This window comes from Maribacter hydrothermalis, from assembly GCF_001913155.1.
Classification (GTDB): domain Bacteria; phylum Bacteroidota; class Bacteroidia; order Flavobacteriales; family Flavobacteriaceae; genus Maribacter; species Maribacter hydrothermalis.
Genome location: NZ_CP018760.1, coordinates 4,152,083 through 4,176,137, shown reverse-complemented (window position 1 = coordinate 4,176,137; position 24,055 = coordinate 4,152,083). Strand labels below are relative to the sequence as shown.

21 protein-coding genes are annotated in these 24,055 nt (G+C 34.4%); 10 read left to right on the top strand and 11 right to left on the bottom strand.

Annotation, left to right across the window (positions count from 1 at the left end):
• Positions 1–21: 21 nt before the first annotated feature.
• Positions 22–918, bottom strand: coding sequence for a lysophospholipid acyltransferase family protein (locus BTR34_RS18005; RefSeq protein ID WP_068484709.1), 897 nt, complete (start codon positions 916–918; stop codon positions 22–24).
• 56 nt (positions 919–974) lie between these two features.
• On the opposite strand from BTR34_RS18005, the gene BTR34_RS18000 reads away from it, so the two are divergent.
• The gene (locus BTR34_RS18000) at positions 975–1,625 is read left to right on the top strand and encodes a rhomboid family intramembrane serine protease (protein WP_068484710.1); all 651 of its coding nucleotides are present in this window, start codon (positions 975–977) and stop codon (positions 1,623–1,625) included.
• 127 nt (positions 1,626–1,752) lie between these two features.
• Positions 1,753–3,411 carry an LVIVD repeat-containing protein gene (locus BTR34_RS17995; RefSeq protein ID WP_068484711.1) on the top strand — a complete coding sequence of 553 codons (1,659 nt, stop codon included), beginning with the start codon at positions 1,753–1,755 and terminating at the stop codon, positions 3,409–3,411.
• 70 nt (positions 3,412–3,481) lie between these two features.
• On the opposite strand, the gene BTR34_RS17990 is transcribed toward BTR34_RS17995, so the two are convergent.
• Both BTR34_RS17990 and BTR34_RS17985 read right to left on the bottom strand, forming a co-directional pair.
• Positions 3,482–4,600, bottom strand: coding sequence for a TlpA disulfide reductase family protein (locus tag BTR34_RS17990; protein ID WP_068484712.1), 1,119 nt, complete (start codon positions 4,598–4,600; stop codon positions 3,482–3,484).
• Positions 4,601–4,705: 105 nt separating this feature from the next.
• Complete coding sequence (locus BTR34_RS17985; protein WP_068484713.1) at positions 4,706–5,185, bottom strand: hypothetical protein; 480 nt, start codon at positions 5,183–5,185, stop codon at positions 4,706–4,708.
• Positions 5,186–5,275: 90 nt separating this feature from the next.
• On the opposite strand from BTR34_RS17985, the gene BTR34_RS17980 reads away from it, so the two are divergent.
• From BTR34_RS17980 to BTR34_RS17970, 3 genes are all read left to right on the top strand, one after another.
• Complete coding sequence (locus BTR34_RS17980; protein WP_068484714.1) at positions 5,276–8,194, top strand: FAD-binding and (Fe-S)-binding domain-containing protein; 2,919 nt, start codon at positions 5,276–5,278, stop codon at positions 8,192–8,194.
• Between the two features lie 248 nt (positions 8,195–8,442).
• On the top strand, positions 8,443–9,507 hold the full coding sequence (gene aroC, locus BTR34_RS17975; protein WP_068484715.1) for a chorismate synthase: 1,065 nt from the start codon (positions 8,443–8,445) through the stop codon (positions 9,505–9,507).
• 61 nt (positions 9,508–9,568) lie between these two features.
• The gene (locus tag BTR34_RS17970) at positions 9,569–10,879 is read left to right on the top strand and encodes a dicarboxylate/amino acid:cation symporter (protein WP_068484716.1); all 1,311 of its coding nucleotides are present in this window, start codon (positions 9,569–9,571) and stop codon (positions 10,877–10,879) included.
• 112 nt (positions 10,880–10,991) lie between these two features.
• On the opposite strand, the gene BTR34_RS17965 is transcribed toward BTR34_RS17970, so the two are convergent.
• On the bottom strand, positions 10,992–11,399 hold the full coding sequence (locus BTR34_RS17965) for a thiol-disulfide oxidoreductase DCC family protein (protein ID WP_068484717.1): 408 nt from the start codon (positions 11,397–11,399) through the stop codon (positions 10,992–10,994).
• Between the two features lie 160 nt (positions 11,400–11,559).
• On the bottom strand, positions 11,560–13,731 hold the full coding sequence (locus BTR34_RS17960; RefSeq protein ID WP_068484718.1) for an endonuclease MutS2: 2,172 nt from the start codon (positions 13,729–13,731) through the stop codon (positions 11,560–11,562).
• A 187-nt stretch (positions 13,732–13,918) separates the two neighbouring features.
• Here BTR34_RS17960 and BTR34_RS17955 point away from each other — a divergent pair, with 187 nt between their 5' ends.
• Both BTR34_RS17955 and BTR34_RS17950 read left to right on the top strand, forming a co-directional pair.
• Complete coding sequence (locus tag BTR34_RS17955) at positions 13,919–14,584, top strand: uracil-DNA glycosylase (protein WP_068484719.1); 666 nt, start codon at positions 13,919–13,921, stop codon at positions 14,582–14,584.
• A 76-nt stretch (positions 14,585–14,660) separates the two neighbouring features.
• Entirely contained in the window at positions 14,661–15,089 is a 429-nt protein-coding gene (locus BTR34_RS17950; protein ID WP_068484720.1) for a response regulator, read from the top strand.
• Here the strand turns inward: BTR34_RS17950 and BTR34_RS17945 are convergent, their stop codons facing one another.
• The 6 genes from BTR34_RS17945 to BTR34_RS17920 form a co-directional block, all read right to left on the bottom strand.
• Positions 15,090–15,935: a substrate-binding domain-containing protein gene (locus tag BTR34_RS17945; RefSeq protein WP_068484721.1), complete on the bottom strand. Its 846-nt coding sequence runs from the start codon at positions 15,933–15,935 to the stop codon at positions 15,090–15,092.
• Positions 15,936–15,990: 55 nt separating this feature from the next.
• Complete coding sequence (locus tag BTR34_RS17940) at positions 15,991–16,857, bottom strand: nucleoside phosphorylase (RefSeq protein ID WP_068484722.1); 867 nt, start codon at positions 16,855–16,857, stop codon at positions 15,991–15,993.
• 1 nt (position 16,858) lies between these two features.
• Positions 16,859–17,791 carry a DUF1835 domain-containing protein gene (locus BTR34_RS17935; protein WP_068484723.1) on the bottom strand — a complete coding sequence of 311 codons (933 nt, stop codon included), beginning with the start codon at positions 17,789–17,791 and terminating at the stop codon, positions 16,859–16,861.
• A gap of 108 nt (positions 17,792–17,899) precedes the next feature.
• Positions 17,900–18,229 carry a translation initiation factor gene (locus tag BTR34_RS17930; RefSeq protein WP_068484724.1) on the bottom strand — a complete coding sequence of 110 codons (330 nt, stop codon included), beginning with the start codon at positions 18,227–18,229 and terminating at the stop codon, positions 17,900–17,902.
• Between the two features lie 9 nt (positions 18,230–18,238).
• Positions 18,239–19,483 carry a porin family protein gene (locus tag BTR34_RS17925; protein ID WP_068484725.1) on the bottom strand — a complete coding sequence of 415 codons (1,245 nt, stop codon included), beginning with the start codon at positions 19,481–19,483 and terminating at the stop codon, positions 18,239–18,241.
• A 61-nt stretch (positions 19,484–19,544) separates the two neighbouring features.
• Positions 19,545–20,495 (bottom strand): isopenicillin N synthase family dioxygenase, encoded by a 951-nt coding sequence (locus tag BTR34_RS17920; RefSeq protein ID WP_068484726.1) that lies wholly within the window; start codon positions 20,493–20,495, stop codon positions 19,545–19,547.
• A gap of 171 nt (positions 20,496–20,666) precedes the next feature.
• Here BTR34_RS17920 and BTR34_RS17915 point away from each other — a divergent pair, with 171 nt between their 5' ends.
• The 3 genes from BTR34_RS17915 (at position 20,667) to BTR34_RS17905 (ending at position 23,999) form a co-directional block, all read left to right on the top strand.
• The gene (locus BTR34_RS17915) at positions 20,667–22,643 is read left to right on the top strand and encodes an alpha-ketoacid dehydrogenase subunit alpha/beta (protein WP_068484727.1); all 1,977 of its coding nucleotides are present in this window, start codon (positions 20,667–20,669) and stop codon (positions 22,641–22,643) included.
• Positions 22,644–22,790: 147 nt separating this feature from the next.
• Entirely contained in the window at positions 22,791–23,270 is a 480-nt protein-coding gene (locus tag BTR34_RS17910) for a lipocalin family protein (RefSeq protein ID WP_068484728.1), read from the top strand.
• Between the two features lie 27 nt (positions 23,271–23,297).
• Positions 23,298–23,999, top strand: coding sequence for an OmpA family protein (locus BTR34_RS17905; protein WP_068484729.1), 702 nt, complete (start codon positions 23,298–23,300; stop codon positions 23,997–23,999).
• Positions 24,000–24,055: the final 56 nt, after the last annotated feature.

Genomic DNA, 24,055 nt, shown 5'->3' with positions numbered 1-24,055 from the left:
TTTCTGTTACAACGTGCTAGTCTAGTTGACTTCGGCAAACGCAGCAGGTATCTTACCTCTATGTTTCCAACGTTTATGAGTCCATAAGTAATAAGCCGGGTTTTCATTTATTTGCTGCTCTGTTAATCTAAGAAACTTGTTTGTAATTTCATGTTCCTTGGTTTCTTTACTATTAATAGAAATAGGAATCAACTCAGCTTTGTAATGTCCACGTTTTACTTTACTTACTTTTAAAAAGACCGTTGCAAGACCTGTCTTACGAGCTAAGGCTTCGCCACCATTGAAAATAGGAACGGTAATACCCATAAAATCGGTCCAGTAGTGTGCTCTATGAGCTTGAGGAGATTGGTCGCTTACCATTCCATAGGTAGCCCTTATATCATTTCTAAAATTCTGAATAATCGTTTTGGCCGTTTGTGCTTGGGTAATTAACGTAGTGTTCCACCGAGCTCTAGTTTTTCTTATGAAGTTGTCAAAGTGCTTATTATTTACTTTTTGATATACGGCATAACCCTTAGATTTAACATAATTGTTAATACTCACATTCCATTCCCAATTTGCGTAGTGCGCACATAATATAATGATGCTGCGCTCTTTTTCAATTTCAAGTAATACTTCAGGATTTATAACATCATATTTTTTTGCAACTGCCTTTTTGCTAAGGTTCATTGTTTTGATCATTTCTAAGAATGTATCGCAAAGATGTTTGTAGAATTCTTTTTCAATAGCGTTAATTTCTTGTTTTGGTTTATTTGGAAACACCAAATTCAAATTATTTTGAACTACTTTTCTTCGGTAGCCAAAAACATGGAACACAAAGAAAAAGGCAATATCGGAAAAACCGTAAAATAAGCGATGGGGTAATATAGAAATTACCCAGAGAAAAGGGTAAATCAATACAAAGGCTAATAGTTGCATTCTCAAAAAAATTATGAGCAAATATAGTTATATTTGACGCCAAATATATGTAGAGAATGTATAACCTTGATGTAGCTACAATAGCAATAATTGCAGCAAACGTATTAGTTTCGATGAAAGGATTTAATGATACTACTTTTTTTGAGCGATACAAATTTAGTATAGGGGCAATTAAAGCAGGGCAAAAAGAACGAATGGCAACTTCTGGTTTTTTGCATGTTGATGTTTCACACTTACTTTTTAATATGCTTACCTTATATTTTTTTGCGGGGGTAGTTATCAATTGGTTTGGTGCGGGGCAATTTTTGGTAATTTATTCAGTAAGCCTTTTAGCAGGTAGTTTACTTGCTTTAAGTTTTCATAAAGATGAGCCATACTATTCTGCAGTAGGCGCAAGTGGTGCTGTAACCGGTATTTTATATGCTGCCATTCTTTTACAACCTACTATGCAATTGGGTATTATGTTTATTCCGATACCGGTACCGGCGTATGTAGTTGGTATTGGTTATTTATTGTATTCTATTTACGGAATGAAAAAACGTTTAGGTAATATTGGCCATACAGCACATTTTGGCGGTGCTATTGGTGGTTATGCCTGTACTTTGTTATTTATGCCTGGTCTTCTACAAACTGAAACTTTGATGGTTGGTTTGTTGGCATTACCGATAATATTGCTTTTTGTTCTAGGTAAAATGGGTAAAATTTAGCGGTTTCTTTCAGTTTTTATTCGAGGATGATGAAATATGTAGAAATAATGTGCATTTCATCGGATTTCCCTGTATATATACAACATTTGGGTACTAGGTGTCGTTATTGCAAAAACCCAAATTAAACATGAAATCAACCTTATCTAACAAAAAAGTATGGCTAATGGCCATTTCAGCTACCTTTTTAGTAGCAAGTTGTAGTGATGAAACTACAATTTTTGAAAACCCCGAGGATAATTTGGTTACCGAAACCAATCAAACAAAATTAGAGAATAGTGTAAATTTTGAACGTGCAGGTGTTTTAGATATTTACGAAGATCCAATTGCAAGTGCAAAACGTTATAATACAACGGGCAAAGCTGAAGCGGCTGGTGATTTTCCATTAACCTTAGTAGCCCAAATTGCACCACCTACATTTAGTAACGGTGAAAATTTAACGGCAACACATGTTGTGCTAGATGGGGATTATGGCTATGTATCATATAATACAGTAGGTCAAGATTATGTTGGTGCAATAGATGTTATCAATATTAGCGACCCAAATAATCCAAGAGTTACCTCAAGAGTATATTATACAAATGCCGACCTTAATTCTATTGCTTATGACAATGGCTATATTTATGTTGCCGGTGGCGTAGACTCGGAACAATCGGTAAGAGCTACAGCCAATTCATTGGTTGCAAAAATTGAAGTAAGCGGAGGCAGAATGAATACCTCTAATATTACCTATGGTTTTCAAGAAGGCTTTAATGCTACGGATGTCCGTGTTTTTGATAATATAGTTGTAGTAACAAGTGGTCAAGATGGTTTTGTAGTTACCTATGATAAAAACGATTTAAGTGTATTAAACGAAGCTGCTTATGCAGATTTACGTTCTGTTGCTTATAACGGTTTAGAAATTGCTGTTTTAGATGCTTCGCAAGGGGTAAGTTTCTTAGATGAAAACCTTACTAATAAAAGAAGCATAGCTATTGATTCGGACTTTGGTATTGATGCAAAACGAACTTTAGATTTTTCTGGGGATAATATCGTTGTTGCCGAAGGTTCTAAGGGAGCTGGTGTATATAATGCAACTTCTGGAAGTTTTCTTGAATTTTTACCTATACTGACAAACCCTGAGAATGCGGAACAAGGTGATATTGTGACCAATGGCGTTGCCGTAAATGAAGATGTCCTTTTAATGGCGAATGGAGCTGGGGGATTAAGTCTTTCTGAAAAATTAAATAATACTACGGAGGGTGTCGGTGTAATTGAGCTTACTGGTTCAATAAACTATGTAGCATCTAAAGGAGATTATATTTTTGCTGCTTCAGGGAAATCTGGATTTCAAATCATTAAGTTAAACCGTCCAAGCACTAGTTTAGCAGCACGCTGTTCCGATTTGCAAAGTTATTCTGGCAGTGCAAATCTTAATGTAAATAATGGTGACGACCTTGCTTATAGAGGCTCCAAAAGATTTAACAGCGTAAATGTTGGAGGCAATTTGTTACTTTGTGGTTCTTGGACTGTAAAAGACCATGTAAATATAAATGCAAATGGTTTGTTTGAAATGAACGGAACTTTGGTTGTTGGTAGAAATAACAGACAAAGAAATGTTACCGTAAATTCTGGGGCTACTCTTAGGATAGAGGGGAATTTAACTATCTATGGTGATCTAATTCTTAACGATGGTGCAACAATTGAGTTTATTGGTGATGATTCGATAGCTGCAATTAGAGGTAATGTTGTTAAAAGTGAAACAGCAATAGTAACAGGAAACTTTAATGATTACTACGATAAATTTTAATCAAATAGTAAATAAAAACAAAAAGCTCCAAGAGGTAACTCTTGGAGCTTTTTGTTTTTATATAAAAGAATTAATCTAGAAGTTCAGCTACTTTGGCTTCAAGTTCCGGTCCTCTTAAATTTTTAGCAACAATTACCCCATTTTCATCTAATAAAAATGCGGCAGGTATAGCATCTACGTTGTATAGTTTGGCAATTTGGTCATCAAAATAAGCGATGTTAGATATGTGATTCCAAACCAATCCGTCTTCTTCAATGGCTTTTTTCCAAGCTTCTTCGGTTCTGTCCAATGAAACCCCTAAAACATTTAGTCCTTTATCGTGGTATTTGTTGTAAACAGCAACTATATTCGGGTTTTCAGCTCTGCAAGGTCTACACCATCCTGCCCAAAAATCAATTAATGTCACTTTTCCCATGACATCTTTTAATGCAATTACATTTCCATCAGGACTAGGACCTGAAAAATCGGGAGCCTTAGCGCCAATACTAGAATTTTTACCGGCAGCTTCGGACGCTTTTAGTTTTTCAATTCCCTCTAAAATTTGTTTTCCGGGTTTAGAGTTTTTTATTTCCTCTGAGAGTGTTTTATATATTTCTTCAACTTCCTCTATTCCTACGGCTTTCGTAGCAACAGCCCTGTCTAATACTAAAGCTGATATTAAAGCTTTAGGGTGGGTCTTAACATAGTCCAATTCAAAAGTTTTATACTCTTCTTGTAATTCTTTCATTTCGTCTTGCAGCGCTAAAGCTGCTTCACCAGATGCAGCTTGCATATCTTTTTGAATAGATTGCGCTTGCTTTGATATTTCTCTAGACTGTTCCATATAATCGGCAAAGGTGTCATTCTGGAAAGTTCCGCTAATATCGGCAAAGCCCATGCTGTCTCTTTGAGCGCTAAATTGAATTTCACCATTTTCTAGAATAACAGCGGTATATCCTGGCAATTGTTCTACAAAAAGATAATGAAGCTCTGGAATTTCAGATTTTCCTGTAAATGTAAAGTCCCCATTGGCTGTAATGGCAGTATCCACTTCAATAGGCTGGTTGTTTTCTCCAATTTTTTTAAGAAATACTTGAGTACCATCTGGAATTTCTCCTCTTAAATTTCCATTTAAAGTAAACCCTTCTGGGGTGGTGTTACAACTGAACATTACGACTCCAGTTAGTAATATTAAAATACTATTTTTCATAAACGCTACTTAATTTAAGTTGCAAATGTACTTATATATAGGATATAAAAAAAGACCCCTAATCATTACGTTAGGGGTCCTTAACCATGTGCTGTTTTTCTTTAACTAAAATTGATAACGTATACCAAGCCCTATGTCAAAATCAAAATTATCTGAAAAACCGTTATACCCTGTAACACCTAGTTCCGGTCTAAAGTCCAAAGAAAGAATCAAAGGGATATCAAAATTGTACTCTATACCAATGTCACCCGCTGCAAAAACGAATAATCCACCATCGTCACCAGGGAAATCAACACTTCCTAAACCACCACCTACACCGTAGTACCAGTTAAAATCACCTTCAATAGGTCGTACCCATTGATAAAGACCTGCAATTTTAAACGCGTTAAAATTTCTACTATCTCTCCAGCCTAAGTCAAATTCTAATCTGTTATTTTGGCTTAACGATTTCTGATAACTGATTTCAGCACCAAAACCATCGCTGTCGCCTAATCTAAGTCCAAGTGCATGATCAGCTATCTCTTGGGCAGAAAGCGAGCAAGTTGCCATAAAAACGAATAGGGTAATACCTTTTAAAATCTTCATATTGTTATTCTTTTTTGTGATGAAAAATGAGCCAATTTGTAATGTGGCTCACACAATAAAACTTAATTTAGCAATCAAAATTGTGTTAAGTTGGATAATATTTCACTGTTAAAGTTACAACAAGATTTAGAAGGAGAATTAAGGTTTGATAATCTTACCAAAACTATTTATGCCACAGATGCTTCTGTTTATCGTAAAATACCGTTAGGAGCGGCTTTTCCAAAGTCGGTTGAAGACATTAAAAAAATTATACGGTTTGCGGATAAAGAAAAAATTGGTCTTATACCTAGAACTGCAGGTACCTCTTTAGCAGGTCAATGCGTAGGTGATGGTTTGGTTGTAGATGTTTCAAAGCACTTTACAGAAATTATAAGTTTAGATCAGGACAAGAAGCAAGTAACCGTTCAGCCAGGTGTTATTAGAGATGAGTTAAACCAATATCTAAAACCATTTGGATTATTCTTCGGTCCAAATACATCAACTTCAAATAGATGTATGATAGGGGGTATGGTTGGTAACAACTCCTCTGGTACTACATCTATACAATATGGGGTAACAAGAGATAAGGTGGTATCGCTTAAAACTATTTTGTCTGATGGTAGCGAAGCGGAATTTGGAAGAATTTCAGGAGCAGAATTTAAGCAGAAACAACAAGAAAAAACACTTGAAGCATCACTTTATAATAATTTATTTAAAGATTTAAATAATAAAGATATAGCTGCTGAAATAGTTAATAATTTTCCCAAACCTGAAATTCATAGAAGAAATACAGGTTATGCTGTAGATGAATTATTGAAGTCTGATGTATTAGGTGGTAATTTACCTTACTTTAATATGGCAGAATTGCTCTGTGGTAGTGAGGGTACGTTGGCATTCACCACTGAAATTACCGTTCAATTAAATGATTTGCCGCCAGCATTATCCGCAATGATCGTTACGCATTATACTTCTTTAGAAGACTGCTTAATGGATGTTATTCCAGTAATGGATCATCCGTTGCAATTGTGTGAAATGATGGATAAGGTCATTTTAGATTGTACAAAGAATAACCGATCACAATTAGAAAATCGCTTTTTTGTAGAAGGTGATCCTGCGGCGCTTTTGATGCTACAAGTAGCTGCACATACAGAATTTGAATTGAATGAAGCTATAGCTGCTTTAGAAATGACTATAAAAAAATCAGGCCTTAGTTATTCCAGTCCTGTTCTTTATGGGGATCAAATAGCCAAAGCTATAGAACTACGTAAAGCAGGCTTGGGTCTGTTAGGTAATATCGTTGGCGATATGAAAGCCGTTGCATGTATAGAGGATACCGCTGTAGCGTTGCCTGATTTAAAAGATTTTATAGCGGAGTTTTCCGAAATCATGAAAGGTTACGGACAAAGTGCCGTGTACTATGCACATGCAGGGGCAGGTGAATTACATTTAAGGCCAATTTTAAACCTTAAAAAATCGGCAGATGTTGGTTTGTTTAGGGATATAACCACAGATGTTGCCAAGCTTACTAAGAAATATAAAGGTTCTTTTAGTGGCGAACATGGTGACGGTATTGTACGAGCGGAGTTTATTCCTCTTATGATTGGTGATAAGAACTATCAACTTCTAAGGCGTGTAAAATCATATTTCGACCCAAAAAACATATTCAATCCAGGTAAGATAGTAGATGCCTACCCAATGGATGAATCATTTCGATATGAAATTGACCGTAAGGAACCTGAAATTAAGACTTTACTGGATTTTTCTGATAGCGAGGGAATTCTTAAAGCTGCTGAAAAATGTAATGGTAGTGGCGATTGTAGAAAAACCCATCACATGGATGGCGGTATGTGTCCTAGTTATCATGCTACTAAGAATGAGAAGGACACTACACGTGGTCGAGCAAATACTTTAAGAGAATTTCTAACAAACCCCAATAGTATAGCTAAGAATAGCTTTGATAGTCCAGAAATAAAAGAAGCGTTCGATTTGTGTTTAAGTTGCAAGGCTTGCGCAAGTGAATGTCCTAGTAATGTAGATATTGCTACTTTAAAAGCGGAATTTTTATATCAGTACCAAGAGGCAAATGGCTATTCTTTACGAGGGAAATTGTTTGCATACAACACAAAGTTAAATGGATTGGGTAGTAAGTTGTCCGGCCTAACAAATTTCATATATGATTCTAAATTTCTTGGTGGATTACTAAAAAAATCAAGCGGAGTTGCTAAGGAAAGAAGTTTGCCTAAAGTTTATAGTTTTAATTTTGATAAACATCTTCAAAAATTTAATAATCAAAATATTAAGTCCAAAGGAAAAGTAGTTTTGTATATTGATGAATTTACAAAATATTTGGATATTGAAGTAGGTAAGGATGCTATAGAATTATTGACAAAACTTGGTTATGAGGTAGACCTTTACTATGCTGAAAGTGGAAGAACATTTCTCTCAAAGGGCTTTTTAAAACAAGCTCAAAAGTTAGCAATTAAGAATATTCAAGAATTAAAGAAGTTCGCAGATGCTCGTTTACCTGTTTTAGGATTGGAGCCATCAGCGATATTATCTTTTAGAGATGAGTATAAGCGTATGTCAACGGATAAAGAGACAACGCAGAAAATAGCTGATAATTCTTTTTTAATTGAAGAGTTTTTGTCAAAAGAAATAATAATAGGCAATATAAGTCCGTCTAATTTTACGGATGAGTCTAGAGATGTAAAAATTCACAACCATTGTCACCAAAAAGCGTTGAGTAACCAAAAAGTGACTTTTGATATTTTGAATCTGCCAACAAATTATAAGGTTACTATAATAGCATCGGGTTGTTGTGGTATGGCGGGTTCTTTCGGGTATGAAGAAGAGCACTATGAAACAAGTATGAAAATTGGCGGATTAAAATTGTTCCCTGCTGTTAGCAAATCAGCTCCAGAGACTATTATAGCGGCTAATGGAACAAGTTGTAGACATCAAATTTTTGACGGGACAAAAAGAATAGCAAAACATCCTGTAAGTATTTTGAAAGATGCGCTAGTAAATTAAACAGCATTGAAATTTAAAATGTAGTTTTTTCAAGTGACTATTTTTAAGGTAAAATACACCTATTGTTATACTCAAAAGTTATTTATTAAGTGAACCAACTTTTAATCGTAAAGTTTTATAATGGGTATCATTAATGCGAAAGATTTAGCTAATATTAAGCCCATTTTTAATTTTTCTTTCCAGCATTTAACATTTACCTTTGAAGTTAGTTTTGCAATTAGTATTACATTATTTAGAAAGAACTAATTATGGCCGGAAATACCTTTGGAAATATATTTAGGGTAAGCACCTTTGGAGAATCACACGGAAAAGCTATAGGAGGGGTTATTGATGGCTGTCCATCCGAGATAACATTAGATTTTGATGCCATACAAAATGACCTTAATCGTCGTAAACCAGGTCAATCTGCCATAGTAACGCAAAGAAAAGAGCCTGATGAAGTAGAATTTTACTCAGGAATTTTTGAAGGCAAAACAACCGGTACGCCAATTGGTTTTGCAATACATAATACAAACCAAAAGTCGCAAGATTATGGTCATATAAAAGACTCCTACAGACCATCACATGCAGATTACGTGTATGACAAGAAATATGGTTTTAGAGATTACCGTGGTGGTGGCAGAAGTTCTGCTCGTGAAACAGCCAGTAGAGTAGTGGCTGGTGCTATTGCAAAGCAATTTTTGAAAGGAATAGAAATCCAAGCTTTTGTGTCACAAGTAGGGAACATGAGTTTAGGTAGGCATTATACTGAATTGGATTTATCGTTGACAGAATCCAATGCCGTACGTTGTCCGGATTTAAAAATGGCAACAAAAATGGAAGAATATATTAAATCCATTAAGAAAGACGGAGATACCATTGGCGGAATTATTACCTGTGTAGCCAAAAATGTACCGATAGGATTAGGAGAACCAGTGTTCGACAAGCTTCATGCTGAACTGGGAAAAGCCATGTTATCTATAAATGCAGTTAAAGGCTTTGAATATGGAAGCGGATTTGAAGGGGTTAAGATGAAGGGCAGCGAGCATAATGATCAGTTTAATAAAGACGGTTCTACAAAAACAAATTATAGCGGCGGTATTCAAGGTGGTATTAGTAATGGAATGGATATTTATTTTAATGTTGCATTTAAACCTGTTGCTACCGTAATACAAGGGTATGAAACTATAGATAAAGATGGGAATAGTATTAAGACGCAAGGTAAAGGTAGACATGATCCATGTGTGGTTCCGAGAGCCGTGCCTATAGTTGAAGCCATGACAGCTTTAGTCTTAGCAGATTATGCATTACAAAATAGAAGCATAAAATTATAAGTTGCCTTTCTAGTACTTTTCCTTTCAAAATACTATCTTACTTCCCTAAATTATATTTTATATGAGGAAGCTTGAGTTGCATTGGCAAATTCTAATAGGTATGTTGGTGGGAGTACTATTTGCGTTGGCAATGGTACAGTTAGAGTGGGGTCCTAAATTTATTTCGGATTGGATCAAACCTTTCGGAAATATATTTATTAACTCTTTAAAGCTTATTGCGGTACCCCTTATTTTAGGGTCTCTAATAAAAGGAGTGTCAGATTTAAAAGATATCTCCAAACTATCCCAAATGGGAGGTCGAACAATAGGGATTTACATAGCAACTACGGTTATAGCGGTTACAATAGGATTAGGTGTTGTAAACATAGTAAAACCAGGAGCATCGATTAGTGAAGAAACTCGTCTTGAATTAGTTGATAATTATAAAGGTGATGCCGATGCCATAAAGTCGCAGGCTGATAAACAAAAAGAAGCAGGCCCATTACAAGCTTTGGAAGATTTAGTGCCCAGTAATATTTTTGCGGCCGCTTCTGATAACGGAAACATGTTGCAAGTTATATTTTTTGCGATTTTCTTTGGAATAGGACTTATATTGATACCTGAAGAACAAGCTTTGCCCGTAAAAAAATTCTTTGATGGATTTAATGAAGTAATACTTAAACTTATAGATTTAATAATGCTGGCAGCCCCATATGGAGTTTTTGCATTATTGGCGGCTTTAATTGTAGAATCTCCAAGTTTAGATTTGTTTAAAGCTTTAGCATGGTACGCCTTTTGTGTTGTGCTTGGACTTGCTTTGATGTTATGCGTTTATTTATTGTTTGTGTGGATTTTTACCAAAACAACACCTAGCACGTTTATGAAAGGCATGTCACCGGCGCAACTATTGGCATTTTCAACAAGTTCTAGTGCTGCAACTTTACCAGTTACCATGGAAAGGGTAGAAGAGCATTTAGGAGTAGATGAGGAAGTAACAAGTTTTGTACTGCCAATTGGGGCAACTATTAATATGGATGGCACCAGTCTTTACCAAGCGATTGCTGCGGTTTTTATTGCACAAGCGTTTGGAATGGATTTGAGTTTATCCGCACAATTGGGAATAATTGTTACCGCTACGCTAGCCTCAATTGGTAGTGCAGCAGTGCCAGGTGCTGGTATGGTAATGTTAGTGATTGTACTAGCCCAGGCTGGAATACCGGAAGCGGGTTTAGCCTTGATTTTTGCTGTAGATAGACCGCTTGATATGTGTAGAACTGTTATAAATGTATCCGGTGATGCAACGGTTTCTATGATGGTCGCTAAATCTATTGGAAAATTAAATGAGCCTAAAGTCAAAAACTGGGATGATAATTATAAAAAATCTGCGAAGTAAGGTAAACGGCTTTAAACTGGCTCGGTAAAGTGGCAATTAATAATGGAATATAGTAGTTAACTATTGCAAGAAGTATTAGTTCGGTACTATCAATAGGGTTGTATTTATTATGCTAGCTAAGAAATTTACCTTTTAATTCGGTTGTCGGAACCATACAAGACTCCTTTTTACCATACCATTTATACCTGTTACGGGCAATAAAATCGTATACGATATCTCTAAACGATTCCGGTAGCCATAGTAAAATGGAAGATATTGTTCTCATACCTTTTAGATTTTTACCAATTTCTAACGCTGCAGTTGACTTTGTATAATAAGCAATGTTGGGAACAATTAGAATAATGCTATCAATATCCATAGGGTCAATATTTCTTTCCAATAGCATTTTTTTTCCAGTTTCACTTTGTAAAGCGGCATATCTGAATATATCTTGTTTATCTCGCTTAATGGCGAATTGAACACTTCTGTTGCAAAGGTTGCAAACGCCATCAAAAAGAATGATTTTTTTATTTGAATTCACAAAGTAAAATTAAATTAATGTTCATTTACTACTTCAAAATATTGCTCAACCATACTGATAGGAATCAATGTGTTATAAATCAAACCAAATTAGTAAGATGTAATAGTTTGCAATTTAAATTAATCATATACGATTTAGCGTAACTATTTAATAAGTAGTATTATTTCTTCTTTTCAACCAATTCTAGTTGGTCAACACTTACATTAGTGGTGAAAATACCATAATTGACAATTGCCTTTCCTTTCTCAAGGGAATCTATACTACCTACTGCTTTGCCATCTTGCATACGAACACGGTCTCCTACTTTAAAAATAGGTCTGGGTTTATTTTTTTCTTTGAAAATAGCTTTCTTTTTTTCAACTTTCTTTTTCTCTCGAATTACCTTCACCTCTTTTTGTACTTCTTCGGCAACTTGAGCTTTTTTTACCCGTTCAGCCTTTGCCTGATTTGCCGATTTCTTTTTCCGCTTACTATTTTCAGTTTCTACTATTCGCAAAAGCTCAGAGACCAAGGGTCTTTTTTTATGGTCTTGAAAGTATTTATCTGCAGCAACGTTCACTTTGTTGCCTAACTGAATCATTCGCTGATCATGGTCATAGAGTTCTTGATAGTTCTCTAATTTAGATTTTACCTTAGCATTTAATTTCTCTAGGCGTTCGTTTTCTTCTCGCGCTTTTACCTCTTCTTCCTTTAGTCTAGATCCAGTTTCCGCCATTTTGCTGCGCTCTTTCTGTAATTTGGCTATAGTGGCATCGAAACGAACCTTGCCGCGTTCTATTTTCTTTTTGGCCTTATTTATAAGCGAGTATGGGATGCCGTTCTTCTGCGCAACTTCAAATGTAAAAGAACTGCCGGCCTGCCCAAGTATTAATTGAAATGTAGGTTCTAGCGTTTTGCCATTAAAAAGCATATTTGCATTAGTAACATATGGTAATTCATTAGCCAAAGCTTTAAGATTAGCATAATGGGTAGTTATAACGCCATAAGAACCTCGTTCGTAGAATACTTCTAAAAAAGCTTCGGCCAGGGCCCCTCCTAATTCAGGATCGCTACCTGTTCCAAATTCATCTATTAGGAATAAAGTTTGATCATCACAGCGCTTTAAGAATTGGTTCATGTTTTTAAGTCGATAACTGTATGTACTTAAATGATTTTCAATACTTTGGTTATCTCCAATGTCTGTTAGAATTTTTTTGAAAAAACAAACTTCACTGCGTTCATGAACCGGAATTAAAAGTCCACTTTGTAGCATTACTTGTAGTAAGCCTATTGTTTTTAGCGTAATACTCTTGCCACCGGCATTAGGTCCAGAAATAACAATAATTCTATTCTCTTGATGCAATTCTATAGTTTGCGGGAACGTCTTTTCTCCTTTACGTTTATTTGTAAGAAAAAGTAAAGGATGAAATGCATCTCTTAAATATAAACGATTTTGAGTATTAATTTTTGGCATTAGACCATCTATATCTTCTGCGTATTTAGCTTTTGCCGCTATAACATCTACTTGTGTTAAATAATCTTGATAATCTCTTAAAAGCGCTCTAAATGGTCTTATTTGGCTCGTAAGTTGTTTAAGAATACGTTGAACTTCTTCTTTCTCTTCAAATTCTAAATTATTTAACTCTCGACTATATTTTAGTGCGGCCTCTGGTTCAATATAAACGATGCTGCCAGTTTTTGAAGTGCCCATTACAGCTCCTTTTACTTTTTTACGGTGCATTGCTTTTACGGCCAGTACTCTTCTGTTCTCAACAACAGATTCACGAATTTCGTCTAAATAGTCAGACGCTTGGTAGGTGTTAAGTGCTGAACCAAAGCTTTGGCTAATTTTGCCACGAACTTGGTTCATTTGCCTTCTAATACTAAAAAGTGAATCAGACGCATTGTCCTTAACCTCCCCAAAGCGATCTATTATAGAATTAATTAAATCTGGAATTTGAGTATTTGGTTCTAACTTAAAAACGAATTCATTAAAAAGAGGATAATATTCCTTAAATTTTTTAAAAAATTTATGATGTAATGCAACCGTAGAGCATATACCCGCTATTCGTTTGAAACCTTGTAATTCTAACGTGGTATTCTCTATTTTTAATAACTTAAGGTCGTTATTTATACTATCAAAGCCATGGTTAGGTATTCGGTTTTCACTAATTAGGGAAGATAAATATTCTGATGTTTTTCCTAATTCTAATTGAATTATTTCATCGGTAGTAAAAGGTGCAATTTCCAATGCTGCTTCTTTACCTAATTCAGTATGGCAGCGAGCGGAAACTTGTTTTAATACCGACGGAAATTCTAGGTCCTGTAAGGTTTTGGAATGTATATTCGCCACGTTGTTATTTAATAAGGGGCAAAGGTAAGGATTGACAACGATATTCTAAATACAAGACATCTAGAACGGGAATTACAAAAAATCTTTTTTATTACATGAACTCGAATTTAAGTAAACATTTTATAATATTATTTAAACTAAAAGTTTAGTATAAATAATATAATCTATTAATAATCAAAAATAAAAAATGAAAAATAATATACCTGATAATTGGAAATCGGTATTGCAGAAAGATTTGGATAGGCCTTATTTTCAAGAACTTCTTCAATTTATACAAACGGAATATAAGGAATACACATGTTATCCACCGGTATCTTCTATTTTTTCAGCTTTTAAGTATTGTTCCTTTAATGAAACAAAAGTTGTTATTATTGGACAAGATCCCTATCATAATATGGGACAAGCCAATGGTTTATGTTTTTCAGTAAAAGATGGTATAAAACATCCACCTTCATTAGTGAATATTTTTAAAGAAATCGAAAATGATTTAAATATACCATACCCAGAAAGTGGGAATTTAGAAAAATGGGCAAAACAAGGGGTGTTATTACTAAATGCCACGCTAACCGTTAGGGAACATCGGCCTGGTAGCCATCAGAATAAAGGGTGGGAAAAATTTACCGATTCAGTTATCATGAAATTATCTGAAGAGAAATCCGATATTATATTCATGTTATGGGGTGGCTTCGCCAAGAAAAAAGCTAAATTAATAGATGCAAGAAAGCATCATATTTTGACTTCAGGGCATCCTTCACCCTTAAGTGCCAATCGTGGGTATTGGTTTGGGAATAAACATTTTTCGAATTGTAATAAAATATTGACTGAAATAGGCAATAAATCTGTTGTTTGGTAAGTTTATTAGGTATTAAAACTGTAATTTTAGGTAGTATTTTACTTACTTTGATTTAATAACTTTAAACAATGCATGTATGAATAATTTAGAGAGACTAAATACCATATTATTGGTAGATGATGATGAGGCTAGTAACTTCTTACATTCTATTTTCATTAATAAGTTAGATTTAGATGTAAATATTAATTCAGCTCTTAATGGCCAAGAGGCTATTGAATTTATTCTTGGGAAAGGCCAAGAGGAATTGGAATTGCCATGTATGGTAATGCTCGATTTAAGAATGCCAATTATGGATGGATGGCAATTTATGAAGGCATATGAAGAACTCGTTCCAAAAAAGCTTAAAGACCAAATAACCATTGTTTTGGTCACTATTAGTGATAATAAAGAAGATAAGGAGCGAGCAATTGCCAATGAATATATTGCGGATTTCTCGCAAAAACCGCTATCAGATGCGACTTTTAAGGCTCTAATTCACAAACATTATAATTTGGCTACCACTTAATTACATTAAAATATCTGATGTAGAAATAGTATTATCAATTAAGCTTAAATCCTGCAGTGTTTCTTGGACTTTTATTAAAGTATTATTTGGTAATTGTTTTTGACTCCATTCGGTAATTTCCAGCCATTCTTGGATATCTTTTAACTTTTGATGATACCGATTTGATAAGGTAGAATCTATTCTTGGAATTTGCTTAAACTCTGTTGTGTAGGTATTTATAACCTCTAGAATATGCGTGATTAAATTTTTATTTTCCGATAAAAACATATCTGTTCCAACTAATACAAAACACGGCCAAGGGGTGGGGCAATTCCCGATATGTCTAAAAATACCGCTATCGACCAAAGGTTTGGTAGTAAATCGTTCCCACATAAAATAATCAGCATTACCAGTCGCTAAACCTTCCACAGCACCATCTAGATTGTTAACTACATTAAATTTCAACTTTTCAGTATCCCAGCCCATTTTTTTTGCCTGTACATACGCCATCAGATGACTCCCGCTACCAAATCTGCTTATGGCAGCCGTAGTATTTTCTAATTCGTCTAAAGCCGTATACGTGCTATTTGCATCTACATGTATTCCCCAAAGCAGAGGTGAAGCTATATATTCCTGTATAATTTTTACTTTATTACCTTCTGTAATGCTTTTAATAATACCTTCTGTTAGTATTATTGCTAAATCGGTTTCGCCCTTGTTCAATAGTTCACACATTCTCCCTGTGCCCTCAGGAACTTCTGTCCATTCTAAATTAATTCCTCTTTCTTCAAAAGCACCTTCCTCAATTGCTAAATGCCATGGTAAATTAAAATGTTCGGGTACTCCAATAATCTTAACGGTTTTCATTGAGAAAGGTTTTTTGTTTTAATTGTAAACTGTTTTTTAAAAATGTAAAGTTTTGTTAGGTTAACCGTTCTAAACAGAAATTAATTAATTTGTCTACAGATTTTACGGGATCTTTTGAAAATTCTCCGTTAGCTCTATTGGCCAAAATACAATTCATAGAAACAGCTTCATGTCCCAGCAGTTGCGAAAGTGCATAAATGCCAGATGTTTCCATTTCCAAATTTGTTAATGAGTTTCCTTCGTAACTAAACGTTGATAATTTTTCCATCAACTCCATTTGACTTGGTTTAAGTCGTAATTGGCGCTGTTGTGGTCCGTAAAAGCCTGTATTAGTTGCGGTAAACCCTAATCGTATACGATTGTTCTTAAAGATATTGCCTAAACTTTTAGAGTAAGAAAGCACATATGGTCGTGCTTTAAATGAATCCCATGAGGTATGTGCTATAAAAGCATCTTCAATTTTTGGAAAATTAATTTTGTCGTGTTCATAGAAGTGCAAAAGACCATCGAAACCCATTACATATTCACTCATTAAAAAAGAATCTACGGGAATATCATTCTGTATAGCGCCACTAGTACCAATTCTAACAATCTTTAAAGAAGTATGTTTCTTTTTTAAAGCCCTAGTTTTAAAATCAATATTGACCAAGGCATCTAGTTCATTAATTACAATATCTATATTGTCAGTACCGATACCTGTTGATATAACAGAAATCCTCTTGCCATTTAAGTGTCCAGTATGAGTTAGGAACTCTCTTTTTCCCTTTTTTACCTCTATACTATCAAAATAGCTAGAAACCTGATTTACCCTATCTGGGTCGCCAACGGTAATTATTGTAGTAGCAATATCTTCAGGAAGTAAATTAAGATGATATATACTACCGTCTTCATTTATTATAAGCTCTGCAGGCCTTAATTGCATGCTATAATTTTAAAATTCGGTTAGATTCTGTATTAAATAAGAAATTATATTTTAATGCACCACCTAAATACACATCATTTTGTTGAATGCAAGAATAGTAGCTAGTTTTACCTTCTAATATTTCTTTACCTTTTTTAGAAATACGCACAGGATTTAAACTTGTAATCAATGGCTTTAAGCGAGTTAAAGCACGATCGTATTGTGTATCCGTAAAACCTAGATTACTTTGATTTTTAAGGAGAATATCCATGTATTCTGCTTTTGATTTAGGCTTTTTGTCTACAGCCAATTGCAGAATGTTATTTTCCATATTATTAAGACCGTTAGCAATACTAGGAAATCGTTTTAGGTGAGATTTTACGGCTTCACCTAAATAATCAAATTGGTAGTCTTTGAAATCGGTTACATTTTCTAGGCGAATAGGGTTGTTGCTACAATATAACTGCCAAACATAATCTGCATACTCGGCATCATCTTGCGTTAACTCTTTTTTGTTTTCATAAAGACGTAATAATTGTTCATCAGTAAGATCATTTAAACTATACATTTGATCTGTATCATCTTCTTTACCGCTACAGACTAGCGATATTTGGGCGTATTTTCTATGGGTCAATAGCCAACTTATTACCGCAAGCATATTTATTTGGCAAAAAAGGTCATACTCAAACCATAATATTATATGGTCTTGCTGCTTGTGGCTGCACAAAGACCTGTATTCCTTTAACGTCTTTTCTATAAACCAAGATTTTGAAACTTTGTAGTTTTTATGTAAAAATTCAAATCTAGCTTTCCAGAAAGATTCAGTTCCTACGGTTGGTAACGTCTGACCTTCGCATAACATTTCGCGCCATGTAATAACGTCACCTGATAAATTTAATTTTTTAAGACGTTCGGTTAAAACATCTCCGTTGGTAATGTGCAAGAGAGAACTCATACCAGTTTTGATTTAGTTTGATTAGAATAAAAGTAACACTTATAACAACGTTATAAAATAATTTAACAGAAAGCAAATGGAACTTTAAAAATAGCTAATCTAGTTAAATTATCCACCTACGCGTTTTACATTAAATCCTTTGTCTTTTAGGAGGGTCATTATTTTATCTCTATAATCGCCTTGAATTATAATTTTATCGTCTTTAAAACTCCCACCAACGCTCAATTTTGTCTTTAATTCTTTCGCCAATTTCTTAAAATCTTCATCAGCACCAGTATACCCTTCTAAGATCGTTATGGGATTACCTTTTCGTTTTTCGTATTTACAAATAATAGGTTCCTCTTGTAGCCAAATTTTACTCTTCGGTTCTTTTTCATCCGGAGTATCCTCTGGTTCGTGATCGGGAAATAAATTTTTTAATTGGTCTTTTAAATCCATTGCTATAAATTAAAAAAGTGAATATCCTAAAATTAATGAAAACCCGTTAAATTTAGATGACAAATCATCATCAGTCACATTTGCAAATACTTCTCTTTTTCCAAGATATCGAGCCTCAAAGCTATATTTATCTGAAATAGCTATTCCAAAGCCTAAAGCAGGGCTAATATTTATTCCAAATTCAATTCTAGGTGTATTAATATTAATATTTGGATAAGTAAGGCGAGAATTGAAGGGAAGATCTACCAAAAGCGAAGCATTCAGAAAAACTTTTGTTGAGTTAGTCAAAAATATATAATGTCTAATTCCTATAGGTAATTCAATAGAAGAGTATTTAACCTCAGCATTATAGGTAACACTATTAAAATTGGTCGTAGTCTGTGATTCGGTTGCATTTGAGTATTCTTGGTATGTTGGTTCAATAATAATAGACCATTTGTTTTTATTGTAAGGTAAAATTGCTTCTATTTCAGTTCCAGCGCTCACATTGTTTTGTGTTTCAAAATTAGCATTAAATACTTGTGCACCGGTTGTTTTAACTTTATAAGTAGTGATGTTATATCTAGGCCGTAATTTAAACTTTAATTTAATTTTATTTGTTGAGGCTTTAACAATATAGTTAGTTGGGTCACTACATAAATTGTAATCATCAAATATTTTCTTCAATGATTTCACCTCATAGGATAAATTTTTAATATGATTAACTAAGACATCCTTACATGTTAATAAATTTAATAATTGCTGCCTAAACTCATTGTTTTCGGCAACATGAATATTCTCCTTTTTATACCTTTTGTAAACCAATTGAAGGGGTTCTCCTTTATTCGTCGAGTAAAAAAAACGATTTAAATTACCATCTTGGTAATGATATAAATTAGCCGATCCAAAAACCAGTTCTCTTAGAAATAATTGTTCTTCATTGAAGTTAACATCTCTTGAACCATCTAATTCAGATACTTTATTGGATGACCTATTAATGTTTACAATTGCTCTAATATATTTAAAGCCATTATCTATACTAAACTCTTTAATTTCTGAAATATTTTTGATACTTATATCACCAGACAAAGACGGTTTATATTCGAAAGAAGTAGGATTATCTTTCCAATCTAAATTTTTAATAAGGCAATTGGTTTTTTGACCGCTATTGTCAATGAAATAACCTTTTTCAAACGTTATTTGGGCAAAAGTTGATGTACATGTGAAAATTAAAAACAGAAGAAAAACAGTGTAATTTAAGTAAGAACTATTCATAAAGGATTTATTTAAAAGAAACAGAACGAAAAATTCTTACTTAAATTATTTATGTTTCCGACTACTTTTTTATCAATCCTAAATCAATCAAACGCTCATGTAAAAATTCACCAGCCGTAATATCGGTATATAATTTAGGATGCTCTTCATCAATACAGTTTTCAAGACAATTCAAAGACATTTCACTAACCGGGTGCATAAAAAATGGTACGGAGTATCGTGACGAACCCCAAAGTTCCCTTGGGGGGTTTACTACTTGATGAATGGTAGATAATAATTTATTATTTGTTAATCTTGATAGCATGTCGCCAACATTAATCATCAATTGGTCCGGTCTTGCAATGGCGTCTACCCATTCGCCATCATGATTTTGTACCTGTAATCCTTTGCCATGAGCACCCATTAATAAGGTAATTAAATTAATATCGCCATGAGCAGCGGCTCTAACCGCATTTTTAGGTTCAGTAGTGATGGGAGGGTAGTGAATAGGGCGTAGAATGGAGTTTCCGTTTTTAATATAATTGTCAAAATAAAACTCATCAAGATTTAGATGTAAAGCCAATGCCCGTAAAACATATTTAGCAGTTTTTTCAAGTTTTTTATACGTTTCTTCGCCAATTTTATTAAAAGTAGGAAGCTCTTTTACAAAAACATTGGCAGGATATTCTTCCTCCAATTTAGCATTATCTTCAACATACTGTCCAAAATGCCAAAATTCCTTTAAATCACCTTCTTTTTTTCCTTTTGCATGTTCTTTTCCGAACGATGTATATCCACGTTGTCCACCTATGCCTTCAATTTGGTAGCCTTCCTTCACTTCTTCTGGCAAATTAAAAAATGCCTTTATTTCCTCGTATAAAGAATCTACTAAGTCTTCAGAAAGAAAATGACCACTTAAAGCTACAAAACCAATATCTTCAAATGCCTTTCCTATTTCATTAATAAATTTTTTCTTTCTTTTTGGGTCTTCCGAAAGAAAATCTGACAAATCAACACTAGGTACTAAGCTCATATGTATGGGATTTAAATAAATAAACTCGACGCAAGAGCGCCAACTCATTTTAAATAGCAATTATAAAGTAAAATTAATAATTATTACTGATTTACAAGCTGTGTTATAAATGTTACTTAGTGAATGCATTTTTGTTACATTTATATTTTATTAGCAAAATGCATTATCTATATGGATTATAAACAGTTTACGGTTTCGGATGAAATAAAGCTAAGCCTATTTAAAGCAATGCTTAAACCTCGTATGATTGAGGAAAAAATGTTAATACTATTACGACAAGGAAAAGTGTCCAAGTGGTTTAGCGGTATAGGACAAGAGGCAATTTCTGTGGGAGTGACAACAGCTTTACAAAAAGACGAATATGTTTTGCCAATGCATAGGAATTTAGGGGTTTTTACGACTAGGGAAATACCGCTGTATAGGCTTTTTACACAATGGCAAGGTAAGGCAAGTGGTTTTACACAGGGTCGAGATAGAAGTTTTCATTTTGGAACCCAAGAATTTAAAATCATAGGAATGATTTCGCACCTTGGTCCGCAGTTGGGTGTAGCCGATGGTATTGCACTGGCTCATAAATTAAAAAGTGAAAAAACAGTGACCGCCGTATTTACAGGAGAAGGAGCTACGAGCGAGGGTGATTTCCATGAAGCATTAAATGTAGCGGCAGTATGGGATCTGCCTGTGGTATTTTGTATTGAAAATAATGGTTATGGGTTATCTACGCCAACAAACGAGCAATTTAAATGTGAGAACCTCGCAGATAAAGGTAAAGGTTACGGTATGGAGTCCCATATTATTGACGGTAATAATATTTTAGAGGTTTATACGAAGGTTTCAGAATTGATGGCGGATATGAGAAATAATCCAAGACCAGTATTGCTAGAGTTTAAAACCTTTCGTATGCGAGGTCATGAGGAAGCTAGTGGCACAAAATATGTTCCTCAGGAATTGTTAGATGCGTGGGCCGAGAAAGACCCGTTAGAGAATTACATCACTTTTTTAAAGAAAGAAAAAATTCTTAAAGATGATAGTATAAATGCTATCAGAGTGGAAATACAAACGGAAATAGATGAGCATTTACAAAAAGCCTACTCAGAAGAATCAATTATCCCAAATGAAAGTAAAGAATTAAATGAAGTATATCAAAATTATGATTTTAAAGAAGTTAAACCAAACATACATACGACAAATATTCGATTAATTGATGCCATTTCTGACGGATTAAAACAGTCCATGAAGAAATATGATAACCTAGTAATAATGGGTCAAGATGTTGCAGAATACGGTGGTGTCTTTAAAATTACAGAAGGTTTTGTAGAGGAGTTTGGTAAAGAACGTGTGCGTAATACCCCCATATGTGAATCGGCAATTGTATCCGCTGCAATGGGATTATCTATTAATGGGATGAAAGCAGTAATGGAAATGCAATTTGCTGATTTTGCCAGTAGCGGTTTTAACCCAATTGTGAACTATTTAGCAAAAAGTTATTACCGTTGGGGAGAAAATGCGGATGTTGTAATTCGTATGCCTTGTGGTGGTGGAGTATCTGCCGGTCCGTTTCATTCGCAAACAAATGAAGCATGGTTTACTAAAACACCCGGTTTAAAAGTGGTTTATCCAGCATTTCCATACGACGCAAAGGGATTATTGGCAACGGCAATTGAAGACCCAAACCCCGTTATGTTTTTTGAACACAAAGGATTGTATAGAAGTATGTACCAAGAAGTACCGGTAAGTTACTATACCTTACCTTTTGGGAAGGCAGGCCTATTAAGAGAAGGTACTTCAATTACCATTGTTACATATGGTGCGGGAGTTCATTGGGCATTTGAGACTTTGGATAAAAATACTGATATTAAGGCAGATTTATTGGATTTACGCACATTACAGCCTTTAGATATGGAAGCTATATATTATTCAGTAAAGAAAACCGGGAAACTTATCATTTTACAAGAAGATAGTTTATTTGGGGGTATTGCAAGCGACATTTCATCCTTAGTAATGGAAAATTGTTTCGAATATTTAGATGGACCAATAAGAAGAGTTGGTAGCTTGGAGACTCCAATACCTTTTAATACACAATTAGAACAACAATACCTTGCCAAATCTAGATTTGAGGCTTCATTAAAAGATTTAATTGCCTATTAAAGTATATCGGTCAACAAAAATGTTAATAGTGACAAAGTGCTATATTGATTAAGTGCATCTTTGCCTTAATAATTACTTCGAAATGGATTTAAATCAATCCAAAAAGTGGGAATTAACGTATATAGATCAAACCTAATAAATTTACTTATGAAAAAAATAATTTGGCTTTTTAGTATTGTTCTTTTAGTATCCTCATGCTCAGTGTCTAAAGACGTGCGTGGAAAAAGAAACTTGCTAAGCGGCACATGGATGTTGAATGATATTGCTTTTGAAGGTAATATAGGTAACGTAAAAGCAGTTTTGTTTAACGATGTCGAAGATATTTGTCTGGAAGGTAGCGAATGGTTTTTCCGTGATAATAACAGTACCGGAAGATATACTATTAGTCCGTCAACCCTATGTAATGGTGGTGACCGTTATATTAGATGGTCTGTTGTGGAGCGCGAAGAAAATTATACAAGCCAACTACAGTTCAAATTTATTAATGAGAAAAATCAAGATATATCGGGTGGTGCAGGCTACCGTTTAAATATTGAAAACTTAACGGAAAGTGCAATGACATTAAAGTCTAATGTTATGGTAGATGGTTCGCCAATAAATGTAGTATACAAATTCAGTAAAAAATAATAACCTACTTAAAATTAAAGTAAGCATATGAAAACAATGATAATACGTAAAACTAGTTACATAATAGCTCTTGCCATGGTAATGATGGTAATGAGCTGTAGTACCGTTAAAAACGCAAATAAAACTCAAAAAGGAGCTGTAATTGGAGCCACAGGTGGTGCTGTAATTGGTGGTGTTTTGGGTAACAATATAGGAAGTGGAAATAATACTGCTTTAGGAGCTATACTAGGTGCTGCTATCGGAGGTGCTGCTGGTGGGTATATTGGTAATAGAATGGATAAGCAGGCAGAACGTATTGAAGAAGAAATACCTGGTGCTGAAGTAAAAAGAGTTGGTGAAGGTATAAATGTTACATTTAACGAAGATGCTGGTGTGTATTTTGCAACGAACAAATCAAACGTGCAAGGTACTTCTGCAACTACTTTAGACAAATTGGTAAGTATATTTAAGGAATACCCTCAATCTAATATTTTGGTGGAAGGCCATACGGATAGTGCTGGTGCAGATGAGTATAATTTGACGTTGTCCAAACAAAGAGCTGAGTCTGTATCTAACTATTTAATAAGTAAAGGTATTGATGCAAGTCGTTTCGATACTAAGTGGTATGGTGAAACACAGCCTGTAGGCGATAATACAACGACAGAAGGAAAAGCAAAAAATAGAAGAGTTGAATTGGCTATTGTAGCAAGCGAGTCTTTAAAACAAGAAGCACAAGCGCAAACCAATTAAGGTAAACTTATTTTGGTATAGAGTTAAAATAAAAGCCCTGCATTTGCGGGGCTTTT